The sequence below is a fragment of the Streptomyces sp. NPDC050564 genome (assembly GCF_044457265.1).
Classification (GTDB): Bacteria; Actinomycetota; Actinomycetes; order Streptomycetales; family Streptomycetaceae; genus Streptomyces.
In genome coordinates, this window is the sequence record NZ_JBITGS010000077.1 from 1 (window position 1) to 18,808 (window position 18,808).

Consider the following 18,808-nt stretch of genomic DNA (forward strand, 5'->3'; position numbering starts at 1 on the left):
CGTGCAGTGGATCGGCGTGCCGCCCGTACGAGAGAGCGACCCCCGCCACGGGCACGACCGGCGCGACGGCCAGCAGCAACGGCCTCGCGGGGGCCCCCCCCCCCCCCCCCCCCCCCGCGGGCCCCCCCCCCCCCCCCCCCCCCCCCCCCCCCGCCCGCGGGGGGGGCGGGCCCCCCCCCCCCCCCCCCCCCCCCCCCCCCGCCCCCACCGCACCGTCAGCCCATCGTGCCGCCCCTCAAAGGCGGCCGGTTCAAGCACCACGCCCCGTTCATCGAGCGCCGCCGCGACGGCCTGTGCCTGGGATGAACCAGGTGCCGCCGGTGCCGGGGCAGGGCCGCCCTGAAGCGCGGCACCCGCTGGCGTCGGCTTCCGGCGGACCGGCGGGCTGCTCGTGCTGGCCCACCTGTGTTGCGGCCACACGTACGCCCAGCTTGCATCTGGTTTTGGCGTCGGCACTGCCACGGTCTACCGGTACGTGGCCGAGGCGGTGGAGATCCTCGCGGAGCTCGCCCCGGACCTCGCAGCCGCCACCCGAGCAGCGGCGGCAAAGGCGTTCGTGATCCTCGACGGCACACTCCTGCCGATCGACCGGATCGCCGCCGACCGGCCGTTCTACTCCGGAAAGCATCGGAAGAACGGGATGAACGTACAGGTCATCGCCGACCCGTTCGGGCGTTTGCTGTGGGCCTCGCCCGCGCTGCCCGGCGCGGTCCACGACATCCGGGCCGCCCGGACCCACGGCATCATCGACGCCCTGACCAACGCCGGCATCCGATGCTGGGCCGACAAGGGCTACCAAGGAGCCGGCGGCGCGGTGCGGGTTCCCTACCGAGGCCGCTGGGAGAAACTGTCCGCAGGTCAGCGAGCGGTCAACGTCTCACACGCCAAGATCCGCGCTATCGGTGAGCAGGCCATGGCGACCCTGAAGTCCTGACGTCTCCTGCGCAAGCTGCGGTGCAGCACGAACCGCATCACTGCCTGCGTCCAGGCAGTCCTCACCCTTCACCGCAACTCCTCAAGCTGAGGTCGGAAACGGCTCACTCCACCCCGCCCGGCCGAGCTGGCCAAGGAGGCCGACGAATCCCTCGACGCCGGGGAGACGGTGCATCGCGCCCGAATGGACAAGATCCTCAGCCGAAAATAGCTCACCGCAGGTTGATCGACGCCGGTAGCATCCGCGCGTGCAACGCATCCTCGTCGCCGGCATCAGCGGGGCCGGAAAAACCACCATGGCGCAAGCCCTCTCTGCCCGGCTCCAACTTCCGTTCCACGAGTTGGATTCGCTCAGGTTCACCGGCCCGGACTGGACAGTCGACCCCGACTTTCACCACCAGGTCGCGACGATCGCCGCGACCCCCGCCTGGATCGTCGACTCCTTCGGCTACCCCGAAGTCCGCGACCTGCTGTGGACCAACGCCGACACCGTGATCTGGCTCGACTACCCCAAAGCCGTCGTCATGCCCCGCGTACTGCGCAGATCCCTGCGCCGGACCCTGCTCCGCGAGCGGGTCTTCGGCGGCAATGTGGAAACCCTGTCGCTCTGGTTCAGCGGCGACCACCCCGCATGGTCATCCTGGGCCCAACACGCTGCCCGCCGCGCGGAGATCAACCGCCGCACGACCGACCCACGCTTCGCACCCCTGCGCGTCCTCCACTTCCGTTCGCCGCGACAGGCCACCGTGTGGCTACGCGGCCAGACTCTATCCGCCTCGGGCTGACCTCGCCGTCCATGAATGCAGCGCTCGCCGCCACCATCGCGCTGGCATTCGCCAGCTACGTTGCCACGTACCTGAACAGCCTCCGCCTGGCGCAGCGACATGAGCGCCTGGCCCAGGTGAACCGCCAGTTCAGCTCGCCCTCAGCCAGGTTGAAAACAGCTCCCTGTCCCCTCAGCCACACTCTCTCTTCCATCCCCCCTACTGACAAAGGGATGTCAGAGCCCCGACCAAGCTCGAGAACCGTGGTTGACCTGAGGAAACGTTGCCTCTCCCTGAAGGGCTTGTGCAAGGGATATTGCAGGCTTCGGCTTTCGGGAGGTTGACCGCGATGCCGTCATTCTTGGCCCGCATGATGAAGTCGGTGACGACTCGGACGAGCCAGGCTCCCCCTGCTCAGCAAACGCGTCCTTCTCAGAGGGCGTTCTGCGAGCGGTGGTCGGTTTTCGTAGTGCTTGAAGGCGAGTTGTCCGGTTCCGGGTCTTGTGGTTCGCCGCGGGTGCGGTGTGCTGGTGGACGTGGGCAGGAGCCGTACCCGAGCGATCTGTCGGTGAAGCGTGGGAGCTGATCCGGCCGCCCATCACCGCGTGGAAGGCGAAGCACCCCTCCGTCAGCGGGCATGCGGGGCAGTACGACATGCGGGAGATCGTGAACGCGATCCTCTACCAGGCCCGCACCGGCTGTCAGTGGCGCTTGCTGCCGCACGACCTGCCACCGAAGAGCGCGGTGTACTACTACTTCGCCAAGTGGCGCGACGACGGCACCGCCGAGACCATTCACGACCTTTTGCGCTGGCAAGTCCGCGAGCTGCACCGGCGGCGCGAGGACCCCACCGCCGTGGTGTTGGACTCCCAGACCGTGCGGGCCTCCACGAACGCGCCGAAAGGGACGACCGGACTGGATGCGGGCAGGAAGAGCCCAGGCCGCAAGCGAGGCATCGCCACCGATGTCCTCGGCCTGGTCATCGCCGTGATCGTGGTGGCGGCGAGCGTGCACGACAATGCGATCGGCATCGCCCTGCTGGACAAGGTCGCCGCTACCGCGCCGACGGTGACCAAGGCGTGGGTGGACGCCGGGTTCAAGGACGCCGTCGTCGCCCACGGCGCCCTCCTCGGCATCGACGTCGAGATCGTCCAGCGCGCTCCCGGCGCCAGAGGGTTCGCACCCGAGCCGAAGCGGTGGGTGGTCGAACAGACCCTGGGCACCCTCGTGCTCCACCGGCGCCTGGTGCGCGACTACGAGGCCAAGCCGGCCAGCTCGGTGGCGATAATCCACTGGGCCATGGCCGACGTCATGCTCCGCCGCCTCACTCGCACCTCCACCCCGACCTGGCGCGACCCACCCGCCCGGCGCCCGGCCACCCCCGGCAGCGGGAGCGCCCGGTGAAGGAAATCCTGGCCAAGATCGAGGCCCGGCAGGAACTCATCCGCGACACCGTCGAACGGCTGCGCGAGCAGATCACTCATCTCACCGAGCAACTAGCCGCCGCCGAAGACATCTTGAACCGCCTGGAGATCACCCGGGCGACCATCCTGGAACTGGCCACCGAGGACGGTGCCCCGCCGCCCGACCCGCTGCCGCCCGGCTACCGCGAGATCCTCGCCCTCTTCGAGCAGGCCGAGGAAGGACTCCGCGCCAAGGACGTCTGCCGTGCACTCGGCCTCGGCACCGAGCCGCGCCACACCGAGAACACCCGCGCCAAGCTGAAACGCCTGGTCAACCGCGGCATCCTCGCCGAGCCCGAACCCGGCTTGTTCGCCCAGAGCCGCCTGTAGGGCGAACGTCATTGACCTGATCGGCGAGTGTCACCCAGAGCCAACCCCGAACAGGAGATTGCACGGGATTGCATGGCAATCACCCGAGCGCGTCCATGGCTGCAGTGATCAGCCCGCGGGCGCTCGCGCCGTAGACCTCGTCTTACAGCATGGTGTCGTTGATGCGAGGCATGCCGGCCTCGACACCTAGAGCGAAGTTCAGGTCCCGCTGCACGCCCTGCGTGAAGACACCGCTGCTGAGTCAGGCATCCACGTTGTTGGCGATGTGGAGCGCGTTCTCTTCGACACGGATGAGCGTGGCCACCGGACCGAACCCCTCCTCGGCCGCCGCGGTGGCCTCGTTGCCCCCAACAGCACGCGCGGCGACAGCGGCCCTGCGCCTTATCGCCCAGCAGCAGCTGCGCCCCACCGGCAACCGCCCGGTCAATCTCGTCCTTGACCGAGCGGAAGTGCTCCTCGCTGACGATGGGGCCGATCCGCCTCTGCGGATCGCGAGGGTTTCGGAACCGCAGGGCACGGGCCGTGCCCCGAAGCGGTCCACGAACCCGGCGAACACGGAGGCGTGTCAGGCCGCGATAGAGGCTTCGATTGCCTGCGCGCCCTCCTCAAGTGCCGCCTCGAGCTGCGGAGAGGCCATCCCGTTGACCGAGATGATCTCCACGTCGGTGATGCCGACGAAGGCAAGCGCGCTGCGCAGGTAGGGAGCGTGGAAGTCCATCGCGGCGAAGGCGGGGTCGTTGAAGTCGCTGCCGGAGGCACGGATCACGACGGCCTTCTTGCCGGTCAGCAACCCTCGGGGGCCCTCGGCGCCATAGGCGAACGTGCGCCCCGCCATGAAGATCTGGTCGATCCATGCCTTGAAGGCAGCCGGGACATTGAAGTTGTAAACCGGCACCCCCAGCAGCAGGACATCTGCGGCTTCGACCTCGCGGATCAGCTCTTCGGCGGCTGAGACAGCAGCGCGGGAGTCGGCAGTGTGCTGCTCCGGCGGGGCGAAGACGCCCGTGATCCAGCCCTCGCTGACGAAGGCGGGAGTCTGCAGCGACACATCGCGGTAGGTGACCGTTCCCTCGTGATTCGCGCTCTTCCAGGCATCTGCGTACTGCGCGGACAGCTGGCGGGTCAAGGAGCCGGCGCTGCGTGCGCTGGAGTCGATGTGGAGCAGGTGAGCCATGGTTTCGTGCCTTTCTCGAAAGCGGTGCGGTCCACCGCATGACTCAAGCTAATAGTTCTGGATTAAACTTTCAATAATGCGGTGCGTGGTTGTCCTCACAGCACCGCGCACCCCCACCACCTGTTGTCGCGGATGCCCGCTGGCACTTGCGTGCGGGCAGGGCCAGACGGCAGGGGCCTGGCAGCAACGCCGGCCGGCGCCGGTGGCCACCCATCACCGCGAGGCGGCCGCCACCCGGGCTCCGAAAGTCGCGTCGGGACTTTACTTGATTGTTCAATCCATAACGACTATTCTCCTCTGCATGGCGCGTCCCCGAGCGTTCGATGTCGACCGAGCCGTCGACCAGGCGATGGAAGTCTTCTGGCGGCAGGGCTACAGCGCCACATCGCTGTCCGACCTGACGTCGGCGCTCGGCATCGGCAGCGGAAGCCTGTACGCCGCGTTCGGGTCCAAAGAAGAGCTGTACGCCCGCTCCCTGGCGCGCTACAAGTCACGCCATGCCGCCGAACTGGCCGTACACCTGGAGTCGGCCGACGAAGTGCGCCCCGCTTTGCGAGCAGCCCTGACCGCCATGGCCGAGTCCGATCTGTGCGACCCCGAACGGGGCTGCATGCTGGTCAAGGCCGCCACGGAGGGAGCTACCGCCCATAGCGCAGGTGAGCAGGTCTCGACCACGCTCCGGCTTGTCGAGTCGGCCATCGCCGCGGCACTGGAACGCGCCAAGGCGCGCGGCGAACTCACGGCGGACAAGGACCCAGCTGAACTGGCGCGCCTTTTCACCACCTTCATACAAGGGCTACGCGTCATGGGAGGAGCGCGAGCCGGACGAAAGTTCCTCGAATCAGCCATCACTGCCGTCATGCGCAGTCTGGACTGACGCGGGAGCCTGTTCCTGGCCCGACGCAGGGTAGGTTCGAAATTTGCCTGCTTGCCAGGCGCTCGAACGGAATGGAGTCGGGCAGAGCGAACACGGATTCCACGCTCGCCAGGGCGTATTCGGCCCATCCGCCGTCGAAGTCCACTCCGCGGGTGTGCATCTGCCCGTCCTTCATGTCACTCGCCTGCAGGACGACTCGCTGGCCGAGGCCGAACTGGGAGACCTCGGGGCCGAGTTCGACGATCGTGCCCGAGACTTCGTGGCCGACGGTAACGGTGTCGCCTAAATCGCGAGCCCGAAGGAGGGGGATTGGTCAGCGTCCCTGCCGCCCGCCGGTGTCTACCTGCGCCCACTCCTCCGTCCCCACCGGTCGACCCGCAGCCGGTCCAGCGGCGTTGGCGGTCGTGGACCAGAGCGGGATGGCATCGCCGCACACGCCTGGGCGGCATGAGTGTGAGTGGCTGTTGTCTTTCCGCACTTGAGGACTGCGTTTCCGCTGGTCGAGCATAGAGTTGCTCGTCCGTCGACGGGCATGAACATCCTGGACTTCGCCCTCAGCGGCGCACAAGCTTCGGCCAGTGAGCTTCTTCGAGCGGGCCACCGATCGGGTGACGGTCCGTGAAGCGCAACGAGCGAGGCCCCCGGGCAGTTGATCGAGATGTCTGACGTCTCAACCACGCTGCTCAGGGGCCTCGTTGGTCATCTATCCTGCCGCACTCGACCTGCCACATGCGCTCGTGGAGTGGGTCACCATGCTCATCGTCACCCGTGAGGGTGACCGCCGCTGCAAGCTCCGTCCGTCCCAGCGCGCGATAGCGGCACTGGTGTACCTGCGCGAGCACACCACCCTGGCGAAGGTCGCTGCCGGGTTCGGGATCAGCGAGTCCACCGCCCACGCCTACACCAGCGCGGTCATCGACCTCCTCGCCGACCGTGCACCGGGCCTGCTGAAGGTCCTACGCGAGCAGGATCCGGACTTCGTCCTCCTGGACGGCACGCTCGCCGAGTGCGACCGGGTCGGCGACGGACGGGCCGACTACTCCCACAAGCACCGCCGGCACGGGGTGAACGTGCAGGTAGTCACCGATCCGGACGGCCGGCTGCTGTGGCTCTCGCCCGCGCTGCCGGGCCGCTCCCACGACCTGACCGCCGCCCGCACCCACCGGATCATCCGCATCTGCGAGCGCCAGGGCGTTCCCATCCTGGCCGATCTCGCCTACCAGGGCGGTGGCCCCTGGCTGACCACGCGCATCAAACGCAGGCCCCTGCAGGAACTCACCCCTACCGAGAAGACCGTCAACCGGGCTCTGGCCGTGGCACGGGCACCGGTTGAGCGCGGCGTGGCCTGCCTGAAGTCCTGGCGGATCTTCCGCAGGTCCCGCTGCAGCCCCAACCGCATGACGTCAATCGCCAAAGCCATTCTCACCCTGGAGCGGCAACGCTGAAGAGGCTCAGTGTGTACCCGCGCGACATCGAGAAGTGTCCGCGTGCATGGGCACAGGAGCGGTTCCGACGGATCGTCCGATGGAGGGCACCTGAAGCCGGGGGACATTTTCCCGTCGCTGGAGGTCCCCGAGTATTTCGTCAAGGATCTGCAAGACGGCCCCGCGGCAGTGCTGGCCGCTAACGGTACCTGGTCATGAGGCTGTCGACGCCGACTCCGTGGCGGCGCCCCGCCGGTCGACGAGGACCTCGACCGCCTCACCCAGCGCGGACGGGAGGTCCTGCCCCTCACTGCCCGGGTGGGCGACGGCGCGTCGGCTGGTGTGAGCCTCCGGGGACGGACCGAGTCGGGTGTCAGCGTGGGCGGAAGAGGTAGGCGAGGTTGAGGACCACCAGTCCGGCCCAGGAGATGAGCAGTGCGGTGGTCCCGCCGGGAGTGAAGGTTGTTGCGACGGTGCCGAGGATCAGTGAGAGCAACAGGACCCTGAGCTCCGCCCTTCGGTCGCGGACCACAGCTCGCTGAAGAGGGCCGGGCTCCGCCAGCCGCTCGGCGCACAACTCGCCGATCGACGCGGCGACGCGGTCGTCGATCCGGTCCCCGAGCCGTTCGACGAACAGGTCCACGATGGCGTTCTCGCCCCCGCCTTCCGGGCGCTCGGCGGGCTGGGGGCGTTTTGCCGGTGCCGGGGGTTGCTCGGTCATCGTGGTCTCCTCCAGAGGTGTGGGCGGGGGCGTGGCGGCAGCACCCGCAGTGACATCGGGTCGGCGATGGTGGGGCGGACGATCGTGGCCGGGGAAGCCGGGGCGGCAGGAAGCGGTGGCCAGCACGACGCACAAGGCCGCCATCGGTAGTTCCGTGACGGCGGCCATCGCGATCGCTGCGGCGAGTTCGGCTCCGCGGGCAGAGGTGACGATGTCGAACCAGGCGTCGACGATCAGCAGCGCGGCGGTTGCCGCCGCGGTGAGCGGGTGCCGAGGATCCCGGCGCAGCAGCAGTGCTCCGGTGGCGGTGAGGCCCAGGGCCTCCAGCGCATCCAGCCCCACCCACGCGGCCGACCAGTGCGGGACGCTGGGCGCGGTGGGCAGCGCGGCCGCCAGCACCAGCAGCCAGGGCAGCAGCGCGAGGCCGCACCCGATCAACGCCATGCCGGGCCACCGCCTCCTGTCGATGGTGCCTTGCTCTCGCAGCACAGCGGTGCGCGACAAGAAGAGCACGTCCGCGATGGCGGCGGGCAGCGCGTCCGCAGCGCCGCAAGCTGCCGAATCGACGAGGGCCATGGGCTGCGTCTCCTCCCGGATGCGGGCTTGTGTGCCTTACATGGACAAGCTTTCCTGCGGCGGGTGCGCGCGTCGGTAACGCGAAGGTCCGACTTGGGGGTGGTACTGGCTTCACCATCGATCCGGATGCACGGTGCATGGCATCTGCGTCACCAGGCGTTCTACCGTCGAGTCATGAGGAGTTCCTGGACGCTGCGACGCGCATTACTTCGAGCGCGACGGGATACCGGCTTCGTGGCAGCCGGGATTCCGCTGCACCTTGCCCTGGCGTCGCAGTGGGTCTGGGGCGTGACCATCGTCGTGAAGGCGAACGCGTGGGCCGTGGTCCCGATACCGTTCGCGCTGTTCCTCGTCGGCGTTCCGGCGCTCACCGTTGTTCAACGACACCGTTATCGAGCGTTACTCGGTGTGGACGTCCCCCGGCTGACGCCGACGCCGGAACGATGGTGGCCTAGGCGTGCCCTGCGGTGGCTGTCCTCGGCCCAGACCTGGCGACAGGTCGGATACCACCTCCTGCTCGGGCCGTTGCTGGCTGCTGTGGAACTGCTCGTGCTCGCGGCGTGGGCCGCGGCGGTGGCGGGCGCCACCGTCTTCGGGTATGCCTCCGCGCTGCCGGTGGACCAGGCGTTTTTCTGCACCGTCGGCGGCGTCGTGCTGCTGTGCAGCGCACCCTGGCTGGCCGGGGCGACGGCCCGGACCGAGGCCCGGCTCGCGCCGGCGCTGCTGGGGCCGAGCCGGAACGAGCGGCTTCGGCAGCGTGTCGAGCACCTGGCCGAGAGCCGCACCGACCTGATCGAAGCCGTCGACAGCGAGCGCCGCCGCATCGAACGCGACCTGCACGACGGCACCCAGCAGCGCCTGGTCTCCCTCGCGGTCAATCTGGGACTGGCCAGGGCAACCCTCACCGACCTGCCGGACGATGCCCGCACCGCCATCGACGAGGCGCACCGCGAGGCGAAGGAGGCCATCGCAGAACTCAACGACTTGGTCCGCGGGTTGCACCCCGCGGTCCTCGAAGACCGAGGGCTGGACGCTGCGTTGTCCGGCCTGGCCGCCCGGGTACCGTTGCCGGTAGGCCTGCGCGTCGACATCGGAGAGCGAGCAGCGCCCGTCGTGGAGTCGGTCGCCTATTTCGTGGTCTCCGAGGCGCTGACCAACGTCACCAAGCACGCCCGCGCCACCCGCGCGGAGGTGACCGTCGAACGGATCGGGAAGGTGCTGCGCGTGAACGTCACCGACGACGGGAGCGGTGGCGCCGACGCCTCAGCCGGCAGTGGGCTGAACGGACTGGCCAAACGCGTCGGCTCCGTCGACGGAACGTTCCGCGTCAGCAGCCCCGCCGGGGGCCCGACCACCCTCACCGCGGAGCTGCCGTGCGAGCTGTGATCGCCGAAGACTCGGTGCTGCTGCGCGTCGGGCTCGTCAAGGTGCTCGAGATGGCCGGCTTCCTGATCGCAGCCGACGTGGGTGACGCGGACGCCCTGTTGACCGCGGTCGAGCAACACCGGCCCGAACTTGCCCTGGTCGATGTCCGCATGCCACCGGCCTTCACCGACGAGGGAGTGCGCGCCGCGCTGGTGATCCGCCGCCAGTGGCCCCAAACGGCGGTGGTTCTGCTCTCGCAGTACGTGGAGGAGCGGTACGCGGCCGATCTGCTGACCGCCCACACCAACGGTGTCGGCTACCTGCTCAAGCAACGTGTCGCCGACGTGGAGGAGTTCATCGCCGCGGTACGGCGGGTCGCGGACGGCGGCACGGCGCTGGATCCCGAGGTCGTCGCCCAGTTGCTGCTGCGCCGCCACAGCGACCCGTTGGAGCGGCTGACGCCCCGTGAACGGGAGGTGCTGGCGCTGATGGCCGAGGGACGCTCCAACGCGGGGATCGCCGAGGCACTGGTGGTCAGCGACAGCGCGGTCGCCAAGCACATCAACAACATCTTCGCCAAACTCGGCCTGCCCGCCGCCGACGCCGACCACCGACGCGTCCTCGCCGTGCTGCGATTCCTCGGGGTGCCCCCGAACTGAGCGGCTACGGGAGAGTGCCGATGGCCGACGACGCGAGCGCGACTGTACGCCCAGCTTGATGCGCCCGACGAGCCGTCGTTCGACGACTATGTGCCCGAGTCGTACGAGCCGGGAAGCGACTGAACCGCACCCCTGCCGAGTATTTGAGGACGGCACGCTGCGACGAGTCTTCGGCAACTGCCGCGTTGTTCCCGGCTCGGGGGAACGATCCAGTCAACGGCCGAAGCCCCGCACGAGGCGGGGCTTCAGATGGGACGATGATCCAGTGTCCGGGGCTGTTAACGGCAGTCCCGGGCACGCTCTACTTCTGCGGGCTGCGGCCACGGTGTCGCGGAGTTCGTACACCGCCCGACGGGGCACCCTGGCGCGGGTGGCGATCTCGCTGTCACTGCGGCCCCAGCCGATCGCGGCCGTGACCAGATGCAGGCGCTCCTGGCGGGTCGTCCCCAGATTCTTGTCCACGGCGTCCGTCGAGTTCTCCAACTCGGCGATGTCGGCGCCTACGACCGCCAGCCGGTCCCAGCCTCGGTCGCGCAGCTGCTCCCGGTCATCAGGGAGATGGCCCTGCTCATGCCGCTGCCCGGATCGAGCAGACGTCGACGCTGCGGGCACCGGGGCGCAGAGCGGGCTCCTTCTCGACGTAGCCGCGCACCAGCACCTGGTCGCCGACCTTGAGCTGACGGCCGAGGGACTGCTCGGCCGCGGTGAAGCGGCTGGCTGACACCCGGGCGTGCGCGGTCTCGCCGTCGTCGCTCTCCAGCAGCAGACGTACGTGCCCGGCGAAGCGCCTCACCGCGGCGATCGTCACCGTGGCCTCGATGCGCTCGCCTGCCCGGATCCGCGACAGCGGCTTGAGGGAGGCGCCCAGGCTGTTGTGGTGCTCGACGAGCAGGTCGCCCGGCATCGGCGCGGCTGGCGAGGATCCGGCAGGATCCTGCCGGCCCTGTAGGCCTCGGCCAGGTGGTCCAGGTGCTGGGGCCGGTAGCCGTCCGGCAGGTAGATGAGGGCGCAGGCACGGTCGAGGCGCCGGTAGAGGTCGCCCAGCTCGTCATCCGCGTCCCACATGGCCTGCCACTGCTCGCGGGTCAACTCGTTGCCGGGGATGTGCCGCAGGGGGTCGGTGGCCCGCTTGACCTCCAGGTAGCGGCGGATCGTGGCCGCGACCTCGGCACGGCTGAGGAACTCGGTCGCGAACTGGCGGGCGTGGTGCTCGTCGCCAGGGCGTCCCCATCCTGGCCGATCTCGCCTACCAGGGCGGTGGCCCCTGGCTGACCACGCGCATCAAACGCAGGCCCCTGCAGGAACTCACCCCTACCGAGAAGACCGTCAACCGGGCTCTGGCCGCGGCACGGGCACCGGTCGAACGAGGCGTGGCCTGCCTGAAGTCCTGGCGGATCTGCCGCAGGTCCCGCTGCAGCCCCAACCGCATGACGTCAATCGCCAAAGCCATTCTCACCCTGGAGCGGCAACGCTGAAGAGGCTCAGTGATCGACCGCGTCTTCCCGTTCGAGGAAGCGCCCGCCGCAGCGTCCTACATGGGGAGCGGTGTTCACTTCGGCAAGGTCGTCATCAGCCACTGGCCTAGGTTTCGCTGAAGGTCCGCCGGTAGGCGCCGGGTGTGGTGCCGAAATGCGTCCGGAAACGGCGACGCAGGTTGACCGCTGAGGCGAGTCCGACCCGGGTGGCGACGGCTTCCACCGGAAGGTCGGTCTGTTCCAGCAGTATCCGTGCCGCGTCGAGGCGCTGGGCGAGCAGCCACTGTCCCGTGCTGGTGCCGAGTTGTTCGGCGAAGCGCCGGGCGAGGGTTCGACTGGACAGGCCGGCGCGTTCGGCGAGGTGGTCGAGGGTCAGCCGGGTGTCGAGGCTGGAGGTGGCCCACTCCAGCAGCGGCGCCAACGACTCGTCCGCTCCGGCCGGTGCGGGCTGCGCGGCGTACTGGAGCTGGCTGCCCTTCCGGTGCGACGGCAGGACCATGCGCCGGGCGATCCCGGCGGCGTACGCCGCCCCGTGGTCGGAACGCACCAGGTGCAGGCACAGGTCGATGCCCGCGCCGGTCCCGGCACTGGTCGCCACGTCGCCGTGGTCCACGAAGAGCACGTCCGGATCCACGTGCACCTCGGGAAAGGCGGCGGCGAACCGGGCGGCGCTGCGCCAGTGGGTGGTGGCGCGGCGGCCGTCGAGCAGTCCGGCCTGAGCGAGGACGAACGCCCCCGTGCAGATCGCGACGATCCTCGCCCCGCGCCGGTGGGCGCCTCGCAGCGCCTCGACGACGTCCGGCGAACGGGCGCGTCGGGCGGCTGCCGGCCGGGGACGACCACGGTGTCCGCCTCCCGCAGGGCGGACAGCCCCGCCTCGACGAGCATCGTGTAGCCGGCGCCGGTCGGCAGGAGTCCGGGACGCTCGGCGCAGACCCGGAAGTCGTAGCGGGGCGGCGCGTCCGGCGGGGCGATGCCGAAGACCTCGGAGGCACAGGCCAGCTCGAAGGGCGACTGCGGCGGGGTGAGCAGGGCCACCACACGATGAAGCGACATGGCGAGAATGCACCTGAGGGTGTCATTCCAGACTCTCGGGCCGGGAGACAGGTCTCGGCCACAGTGGGCCCATGAGTGAGATCATCGAATCGACAGTGCTGCGGACCGAGATCCAGGTCGACGGTGCGACGGCCAGCTATCTGACCGTGAAGCAGGACGCCCCGGCCGTGCTCCTGCTGCACGGCACCTACTGGAGCCGGGTCTGGCTTCCGGTGATGGACCGTCTGGGCGCGGCGGGCTCCGGCCCGTCGCGGTCGACCTCCCCGGACTCGGGCGCTCGGGAGGCGAACTCACCCTGGAGACCGGCACGGTCCCAGCCCTTGCGGACTGGGCGGCGCGCTTCGCCTCCGCGCTGAGGCTCTCTGGGCCGATCGCCGTGGCGGGCCATGACATCGGCGGCGCCGTCGCCCAGCACCTCCTCGTCCACGATCGGCTGGAGGTGTCCCGGTTGGCACTGGTCAACTCGGTCACCTACGACTCCTGGCCGGTGTCCAGCGTGGCCCGGTTCCGGGACCCTGAGGTCGTCGCCGCGACCACCGCCGACGAGATTCTCGCCGCCCGCCGGCAAGCCGTGACACAAGCGCTGGCCGGTGCCGCCACCGAGCAGCGGATCACGGACTATCTGGACCCGTGGACCGATGAGCGGGTCCGCCGCTCCTGGATGGCCATGGTGGGCCCAGCCGACAACTGCTACACCCGCGATGCCGTCTCCGCCCTGCGACAGAGCGCGACACCCAAGCTGCTGATCTGGGGCGAGGACGACGGCTTCCAAAATGCGGAGTACGCCGAGCGGTTCGCCTCGGAGATCCCGCACACCACCCTCGTACGCATCCCGGACGCAGGCCACATCCCCACGGAGAACGCGCCCGGCCCGATCGCACGCGCACTCGTTGACTTCTTCACGGCATAGAGGGCGAAGTCGGTGTTGTCACGGTGGTCCAGCGGCCGATCCGTTCAGCGGGCATGCCGGGGCTCCCCTACCGTGTGGGCGCCAGGGCTTTCCGGCATACGGGGATGGGGCACGGCCAGGGCCGGACCCAGGTCGAGCCGGGGCGTCCATGTCGAGACGGAAGGTGCCGTAGGGATTCACGTTCGACCAGAAGAGCGCGGTCAGCCCACGCCGGTCCTCTTCCGTCAGCCGCGATGCCCACGTCGACTCGGACAGGACCTGCTGCAACAGCAGCGTGTTGACGTGTACGAGGCTGGACTGCAGGAGGTGCAGGGCGAGCATGGAGGTCTCGGCGTGTTCCTTGTCCGGGCCGGTCAGGGCACCGTCCTTGCCGTAGTGGAGCACGGTGTTTGCGCTGTTCCAGTTCTCGACGACCTGGAGTCCGCCGTGGATCTCGCGGCGCAGACCGGGGCTGGCGAGGTAGTCGCAGGCGAAGACCGTACGAACCGCGCGCCCCAGTTCTTCGAGGGCCTGGTAGGTGGGATGCTTGGGGCCGCCCCGGGTGAAGCACCGCAGGATCTGCTCCGCCTCGGCGTTGCCGAGCCGGAGCGCGGTGGCGTACTTGACCATCTGGTCGTACTGCTGCTCGATCAGCTCCCAGCGGATCGGTCGCGTCAGCGAGGCGCCGAGCGCGGGCCAGCCGGGCGGGCTGTCGTCCGGGCGGTACAGACGGATGCTGCCGATGTTCTTCAGCCTCGGCAGCAGGCGGAAGTTGAGCAGCTCGGTGAAGGCGAACCCGACGACACTCGCGCCGTGGGTGTCCACGTAATTGGACTCGATCTCGGCATCCGTGCAGTGCCGCAACAGGCCCTCGATCATCGCCGCAACCTCTGACGACGAACAGCTCTTGAGCTGGGAGTAGATGCAGACGTTCTTCCGCTCGACGTGCCAGTAGATCATCACGCCGTTGCCGCCGTATCGGGCGTGGTACTCGGTCATGAAGTTCGAGGACCAGGACCCGAACTTCTTCGAGTCCGAAGCGCAGGCGTTGCCTTGACCCCACCACGCGGTGTCGCGGGCCGCGAAGGTGGCGTTCACCAGCTTCGTCACAGCGGCCCGCAGGTTGTCGACGGTGATGAAGTGCCGGCGGACGTGCCGCAGCGCGGCCTCGCTCTCGCCGTGCTCGCCAGTGGCCACGATGGCGCGGATGCCCATGTTGGTGCCCAGGGCGAAGAGGGCCAGGAGCAGGCGGCACTGGAGGACGTCACGCTCGATGCGCTCGTACGCGGCCACCGAGGAGAACTCCTCGGTGAAGCCGGTCAGGAAGTCGGCGTTCTTCAGCACGTCCAGGAGGTCGAGGACGCCCCAGCGCCGTGCGACCTCCGCCTTGAGGGCCTGGAGACCGGTGGGCTCGTCCAGCGGTTCGAGCTTAGGCACGGTGATCCAAGCCTCGCCCTTGCGGGTGGTGACCTTCACCCCGCCCGCTGAGCCGTCCGCGAGCGCGCCGGTCAGCTGGTCCAGGCCCGCGGCCATACGCTTCATCAGATCCGCGATGAATACCCACGGGTTCAGCGGCTGGCGGATCGCGGCGTAGTGCACGGCTCGGGTGGCCTCGAAGTCACCGGGCAGGTCGTCCTCCGGGTTGCGCCAGCGGGCGGCGCCCTCGACGTAGAGCTCGCGACGCCGTACGGCGTCCCGCAGCGCGACCAAGACAGCAGCGCCTGGTCCCACTGCGGGGCGTCGAGTAGCCAGTCGTGCCCTGCCCGGCCAGTGGGCCGGGCTCGATGCCGTGGAACAAGCCAGCGAGGGTCAGCATCGACGTGACCGGGGGTGGACTGGGCGAAGCTGTGCGGCGCTGTGTTCTTACACGGGGTCAGGGCGGGGTGATGGTTCGGGCGGCGTTGGCGTAGCGGGTGGCGAGCTGCGCGAATGCGTCGTTGAGTTCGCGTGGGCCGATGACTTCGATGTCGGTGTCGAAACGGCCGAGGGCGGCGGCCAGGCCGGTCCATGACCAGGCGCCGAGGGTGAGGCGGCATCGGTCGGGGCCGAGTGCTTCGACGGTGCCGTCTTGGGCGAAGGGGGCGACGACGACGGCGGGGAGGTCGAGGATGACTTCGCCTTGGCAGGGCCAGTCGGTGTGGGTGCCGTCGTTGCCGCGGAACCGGCTGGTGATGAAGGCGGAGACGTCACCTCCGGGGATTTCGCGCGGGGTGAAGCGGGGTCCGGTGGGGGTGCGGGGGCGGATCCGGTCGACGCGGAAGACGCGCCAGTCCTTGCGGTCCAGGTCCCAGGCCAGGAGGTACCAGTGGCCGCGCCGCGTGATCAGGTGGTGGGGTTGCGTACGGCGGGGGTGCTCAGCGGTGGCGGCGCGGTCGTGCCCGTAGTCGAAGCGGAGCTCGGCGTGGGTGTGGATGGCGTTGCTCAGCTCCACAAGGGTCTGCGAGTCGACCGGCGCGGCGCCGTCGGTCTCGGGAGATCGGACGGCAGTGACGCGCAGCAGGTCGATCCGGTGGCGCAGGCGTGGAGGCATGACCTGGCGGATGCTGGCGAGGGCGCGCTGCGCGTCCTCGCCGATCGTGGTGCTGGTGGCGGCGGCCTGCAGGGCGAGGGCCAGGGCGACGGCCTGGGCGTCGTCGAACAGCAGTGGGGGCAGATGGGAGCCCGCATCCAGGCGGTAGCCGCCGGCGGGTCCTTTGAAGGTCAGGATCGGGTACCCGAGTTCCCGCAGCCGGTCGATGTCGCGGCGCACCGTGCGCGGGGTGATGTCGAGGCGCTCGGCGAGGTCGTCGCCGGACCAGTCACGGCGTGTCTGGAGCAGGGAGAGCAGCGCGAGTAGCCGCGAGGACGTCTTCTGCATGTCCGCCATTCTGCCGGAAGTACAGGACACACCCTGTCCGCTACCTCTGTGATGGTGGGATCCACGCCACCGAGGGAGCAAGCGCTCCAGGTCACGGTGGCTGCGCCGCATCCCGGTTCTCTCCGCAGCGGTGCACACCCGAACGGACTGAAGGCAAGGAGCAGCTCATGGCTGTCATCACCACCACCCACCTGAACTTCCGGGGCGCCGCGCGTGAGGCGCTGGACTTCTACCAGTCGGTGTTCGGCGGGCGCACCGTCGCGGTCACCTACAAGGACGCCGGCAACGTGCAGAACGAGAGTGAGGCGGACTGGGTGATGTGGGGCGAGGTCGTCTCGGACGACGGCTTCCACGTCATGGCCTATGACGTGCCCTCCCAGCTGGCCTGGAGCCAGGAAGGCAACCCGTTCTTCGTGTCCGTGCGCGGCGACGACGCCGGCGAGATCAGCACCCTGTGGCAGAAGCTGTCGGAAGGCTCGACGGTGGTGCGGCCGCTGGAAGCCGCACAGTGGGGGCCGCTGTACGGCATGCTCACCGACCGCTTCGGCGTGACCTGGGTCCTGGACGTCACCGCTCCCCACAACGGCTGACCGCCTGGCTCGCCACACGACACGGAGGGTCCGCCGCGAGAACGCGGCGGACCGGTCAGCAAAAGTGAAAGAAAAGCGGGTCACCGTCCGCAGGCGACACCTGTGAGAAGGGCATGACCATCCTCGACACACGCGCCCTCAACCGCACCACCCTCGCGCGCCAGTACCTGCCCGACCGCAGGGACACACCTGTCCGCGACGCAGTGGCGCACCTGTGGGGGATACAGGCGCAACAACCCCAGGAACCCTTCACCGGCCTGTGGTCCCGACTGCACGCCTTCAAGCCGCATGATTTGGACGAGGCGCTGACCGGGCGCATGGCCGTGCGCACGCACCTGATGCGCCGCACCGTTCACCTCGTCACCGCCGACGATGCGCTGGCCTGGCGGGCGCGCCACGACAGCATGCTGCGCCAGCGGGCAACGGCCACCTACCGACGCGAACTCGCAGGTGTCGACCTGGACGAGGTCGCCGCTGCAGGCAGGGCGGTGATGGCCGACCAGCGGCCTCGCACCATGGCCGAACTCGTCCACACGCTCGAAGACCGCTGGCCCGCGCCCCGCGCCGCGTCCTGGGCGAACTGCTCGTCGCAGCCCTCATCCCGATGGCCCAACTCCCGCCCCGCGGCCTGTGGCGCACCATGGCCGGCGTCCGCAACCTGCCCCTGGCCACCTGGCTGGGACGTGACATCGCCTCGCTCCCCTGCGACGGGAGCGATCCTGTCGGGCAGCAACTCGTGCGGCGCTACCTCGCCGCCTACGGGCCCGCCACGACCGCGGACATCCGGTCCTGGTGCCGTCTCGCCGGACTGCCCGCCGCGGTCAACGCTATCCGCGACGAACGCGGCCGCGAACTACTTGACCTGCCCGACGCGCCACGCCCACACCCGGACACCACCGCACCCGTCCGGTTCCTACCGGCATTCGACAACGCGATCCTCGGCTACCAAAACCGCAGCCGCATCATCGACGACGCCCACCTCGGCCTGTCCGTCGCCGGCCAGCGCGCCGTCTCCAGCACCGTAGTCGCCTTCGGCAGCGTCGGGGTCACGGAAGGGGCGCAGGCCCCCGGCCGTGGTCGGCGGCCTTAATGTCGAACAGGTAGCGGCCAGATATGCCGGATTCGTTGATCACGCGGATCGGAACGGCTCCCGCAACATCCGTGCCAGAGCGTGGGAGTTGTGGCGACGCGGGGCACCGTCAACCGCCCACGGGTAGTTGACTCGGGTGCCGTGGCATTGCCATCCCCGGATCTGTCCGTTGCCTGTCGCACGCCGCCCCAGCCGAACGCACGCGCGGCTCCGATCTTCTGATCAGCGATCTCGCTCACTCGGTCGACTCCTGGCCGATGAGCAGGTCGAGCGTGTCCACCGGTCCCGCACGATGCCACCGAATACGCACTCGCCGCCCTCGATCGGCTTGCACGGATCGCTGGACGCCTCGTCGTATCTGCTTGTTGGTCAGCTCGGCGAACCAGCGTTCCACCAGGGGCTTTGCAAGCCGTACCCGCTCACGGATGCCCGTCAAGTCTTCCAGGGCGATCCCGCGACCGGTGCGTTCTGCCTCGGCCACCACATGCTTGGCGATCTTGTGGTTGATGTCTCTGGCCCGCCGCGCCTCCTTGCGCCTGCGCTTCTTCAACCGGCGTTTGGCGGA

At 69.2% G+C, this 18,808-nt stretch carries 16 protein-coding genes and 9 pseudogenes; 15 read left to right on the forward strand and 10 right to left on the reverse strand.

What is annotated here, in order from left to right; genetic code table 11:
* Window positions 1-342: 342 nt before the first annotated feature.
* From ACIBK0_RS49905 to ACIBK0_RS49920, 4 genes and pseudogenes are all read left to right on the forward strand, one after another.
* Window positions 343-1,024 (forward strand): annotated as a pseudogene (locus tag ACIBK0_RS49905) (transposase family protein); the annotation flags it as partial.
* A gap of 157 nt (window positions 1,025-1,181) precedes the next feature.
* The gene (locus ACIBK0_RS49910) at window positions 1,182-1,718 is read left to right on the forward strand and encodes an adenylate kinase (protein ID WP_399096561.1); all 537 of its coding nucleotides are present in this window, start codon (window positions 1,182-1,184) and stop codon (window positions 1,716-1,718) included.
* 496 nt (window positions 1,719-2,214) lie between these two features.
* Window positions 2,215-3,101 (forward strand): annotated as a pseudogene (locus ACIBK0_RS49915) (IS5 family transposase).
* Entirely contained in the window at window positions 3,098-3,490 is a 393-nt protein-coding gene (locus ACIBK0_RS49920) for a hypothetical protein (RefSeq protein WP_399096564.1), read from the forward strand. The pseudogene ACIBK0_RS49915 and the gene ACIBK0_RS49920 overlap by 4 nt, the downstream one beginning before the upstream one ends.
* 241 nt (window positions 3,491-3,731) lie before the next feature.
* Here the strand turns inward: ACIBK0_RS49920 and ACIBK0_RS49925 are convergent, their stop codons facing one another.
* The 3 genes and pseudogenes from ACIBK0_RS49925 to ACIBK0_RS49935 form a co-directional block, all read right to left on the reverse strand.
* Complete coding sequence (locus ACIBK0_RS49925; protein ID WP_399096568.1) at window positions 3,732-3,917, reverse strand: hypothetical protein; 186 nt, start codon at window positions 3,915-3,917, stop codon at window positions 3,732-3,734.
* A gap of 10 nt (window positions 3,918-3,927) precedes the next feature.
* Window positions 3,928-4,059, reverse strand: a pseudogene (locus ACIBK0_RS49930) (hypothetical protein); the annotation flags it as partial.
* A complete protein-coding gene (locus ACIBK0_RS49935; RefSeq protein WP_399096571.1) occupies window positions 4,056-4,664 on the reverse strand; it encodes an FMN-dependent NADH-azoreductase in 609 nt (202 codons plus the stop codon). The gene ACIBK0_RS49935 and the pseudogene ACIBK0_RS49930, both read right to left, overlap by 4 nt.
* Window positions 4,665-4,965: 301 nt before the next feature.
* On the opposite strand from ACIBK0_RS49935, the gene ACIBK0_RS49940 reads away from it, so the two are divergent.
* Window positions 4,966-5,541 carry a TetR/AcrR family transcriptional regulator gene (locus ACIBK0_RS49940; protein WP_399096574.1) on the forward strand — a complete coding sequence of 192 codons (576 nt, stop codon included), beginning with the start codon at window positions 4,966-4,968 and terminating at the stop codon, window positions 5,539-5,541.
* Here the strand turns inward: ACIBK0_RS49940 and ACIBK0_RS49945 are convergent.
* Complete coding sequence (locus ACIBK0_RS49945) at window positions 5,522-5,851, reverse strand: alcohol dehydrogenase catalytic domain-containing protein (protein WP_399096601.1); 330 nt, start codon at window positions 5,849-5,851, stop codon at window positions 5,522-5,524. The two genes, ACIBK0_RS49940 and ACIBK0_RS49945, sit on opposite strands and share 20 nt — an antisense overlap.
* Window positions 5,852-6,236: 385 nt before the next feature.
* Here ACIBK0_RS49945 and ACIBK0_RS49950 point away from each other — a divergent pair, with 385 nt between their 5' ends.
* The 3 genes and pseudogenes from ACIBK0_RS49950 to ACIBK0_RS49960 all read left to right on the forward strand — a co-directional run.
* The gene (locus tag ACIBK0_RS49950) at window positions 6,237-6,986 is read left to right on the forward strand and encodes a transposase family protein (protein WP_399096577.1); all 750 of its coding nucleotides are present in this window, start codon (window positions 6,237-6,239) and stop codon (window positions 6,984-6,986) included.
* Window positions 6,987-6,991: 5 nt separating this feature from the next.
* A pseudogene (locus ACIBK0_RS49955) lies at window positions 6,992-7,184 on the forward strand (epoxide hydrolase); the annotation flags it as partial.
* 27 nt (window positions 7,185-7,211) lie between these two features.
* Window positions 7,212-7,283: pseudogene (locus ACIBK0_RS49960) on the forward strand (DNA-binding response regulator); the annotation flags it as partial.
* A gap of 55 nt (window positions 7,284-7,338) precedes the next feature.
* Here ACIBK0_RS49960 and ACIBK0_RS49965 read toward each other — a convergent pair.
* Window positions 7,339-8,262: a hypothetical protein gene (locus ACIBK0_RS49965; RefSeq protein WP_399096580.1), complete on the reverse strand. Its 924-nt coding sequence runs from the start codon at window positions 8,260-8,262 to the stop codon at window positions 7,339-7,341.
* A 174-nt stretch (window positions 8,263-8,436) separates the two neighbouring features.
* Between ACIBK0_RS49965 and ACIBK0_RS49970 the strand changes: the two genes are divergently transcribed.
* Both ACIBK0_RS49970 and ACIBK0_RS49975 read left to right on the forward strand, forming a co-directional pair.
* Window positions 8,437-9,648, forward strand: coding sequence for a histidine kinase (locus ACIBK0_RS49970; RefSeq protein WP_399096583.1), 1,212 nt, complete (start codon window positions 8,437-8,439; stop codon window positions 9,646-9,648).
* Window positions 9,636-10,286 (forward strand): response regulator transcription factor, encoded by a 651-nt coding sequence (locus ACIBK0_RS49975; protein WP_059204809.1) that lies wholly within the window; start codon window positions 9,636-9,638, stop codon window positions 10,284-10,286. The genes ACIBK0_RS49970 and ACIBK0_RS49975 overlap by 13 nt, the downstream gene beginning before the upstream one ends.
* Before the next feature lie 568 nt (window positions 10,287-10,854).
* Here ACIBK0_RS49975 and ACIBK0_RS49980 read toward each other — a convergent pair.
* Complete coding sequence (locus ACIBK0_RS49980; RefSeq protein ID WP_399096586.1) at window positions 10,855-11,190, reverse strand: hypothetical protein; 336 nt, start codon at window positions 11,188-11,190, stop codon at window positions 10,855-10,857.
* A 298-nt stretch (window positions 11,191-11,488) separates the two neighbouring features.
* Here ACIBK0_RS49980 and ACIBK0_RS49985 point away from each other — a divergent pair.
* Both ACIBK0_RS49985 and ACIBK0_RS49990 read left to right on the forward strand, forming a co-directional pair.
* Window positions 11,489-11,761: pseudogene (locus tag ACIBK0_RS49985) on the forward strand (transposase family protein); the annotation flags it as partial.
* A gap of 9 nt (window positions 11,762-11,770) precedes the next feature.
* A complete protein-coding gene (locus ACIBK0_RS49990) occupies window positions 11,771-11,881 on the forward strand; it encodes a zinc-binding dehydrogenase (RefSeq protein ID WP_399096589.1) in 111 nt (36 codons plus the stop codon).
* Here the strand turns inward: ACIBK0_RS49990 and ACIBK0_RS49995 are convergent.
* Window positions 11,868-12,817 (reverse strand): annotated as a pseudogene (locus ACIBK0_RS49995) (GlxA family transcriptional regulator). The gene ACIBK0_RS49990 and the pseudogene ACIBK0_RS49995 sit on opposite strands and share 14 nt — an antisense overlap.
* A 202-nt stretch (window positions 12,818-13,019) precedes the next feature.
* Here ACIBK0_RS49995 and ACIBK0_RS50000 point away from each other — a divergent pair.
* Window positions 13,020-13,727, forward strand: a complete 708-nt coding sequence (locus tag ACIBK0_RS50000) for an alpha/beta fold hydrolase (RefSeq protein ID WP_399096603.1) — start codon at window positions 13,020-13,022, stop codon at window positions 13,725-13,727.
* Between the two features lie 18 nt (window positions 13,728-13,745).
* Here ACIBK0_RS50000 and ACIBK0_RS50005 read toward each other — a convergent pair whose 3' ends face one another.
* Both ACIBK0_RS50005 and ACIBK0_RS50010 read right to left on the reverse strand, forming a co-directional pair.
* On the reverse strand, window positions 13,746-15,416 hold the full coding sequence (locus tag ACIBK0_RS50005) for a transposase (protein WP_399096592.1): 1,671 nt from the start codon (window positions 15,414-15,416) through the stop codon (window positions 13,746-13,748).
* Between the two features lie 163 nt (window positions 15,417-15,579).
* Window positions 15,580-16,563 carry a helix-turn-helix transcriptional regulator gene (locus tag ACIBK0_RS50010; protein ID WP_399096595.1) on the reverse strand — a complete coding sequence of 328 codons (984 nt, stop codon included), beginning with the start codon at window positions 16,561-16,563 and terminating at the stop codon, window positions 15,580-15,582.
* A 167-nt stretch (window positions 16,564-16,730) separates the two neighbouring features.
* On the opposite strand from ACIBK0_RS50010, the gene ACIBK0_RS50015 reads away from it, so the two are divergent.
* Complete coding sequence (locus tag ACIBK0_RS50015) at window positions 16,731-17,153, forward strand: VOC family protein (protein WP_399096598.1); 423 nt, start codon at window positions 16,731-16,733, stop codon at window positions 17,151-17,153.
* 113 nt (window positions 17,154-17,266) lie between these two features.
* A pseudogene (locus ACIBK0_RS50020) lies at window positions 17,267-18,165 on the forward strand (winged helix DNA-binding domain-containing protein); the annotation flags it as partial.
* Between the two features lie 313 nt (window positions 18,166-18,478).
* Here ACIBK0_RS50020 and ACIBK0_RS50025 read toward each other — a convergent pair.
* Window positions 18,479-18,808, reverse strand: a pseudogene (locus ACIBK0_RS50025) (hypothetical protein); the annotation flags it as partial.